General features: G+C 48.9%; 1 rRNA gene. It reads left to right on the top strand.

What is annotated here, in order from left to right:
* Positions 1-225: ribosomal RNA gene (locus OZJ21_RS09885) — 23S ribosomal RNA — on the top strand; the annotation flags it as partial.

The following is a 225-nucleotide window of genomic DNA, read 5'->3' as shown; positions in this document are numbered from 1 at the left end:
TAGCGGCGAGCGAACCGGGAAGAGCCCAAACTAAGAAGCTTGCTTCTTAGGGTTGTAGGACTGAACATTTGAGTTACCAAGAAATGGAGTAGTTGAATAATCTGGGAAGATTAGCCAAAGAGAGTGATAGCCTCGTAAACGAAACTTCGTTTCCTCAGTTCAGGATCCTGAGTACGGCGGAACACGTGAAACTCCGTCGGAATCCGGGAGGACCATCTCCCAAGG

The organism is Ligilactobacillus sp. UO.C109 (genome assembly GCF_026847815.1).
Lineage (GTDB): Bacteria > Bacillota > Bacilli > Lactobacillales > Lactobacillaceae > Ligilactobacillus > Ligilactobacillus salivarius.
This window is presented reverse-complemented; position numbering and strand designations above follow the sequence as displayed.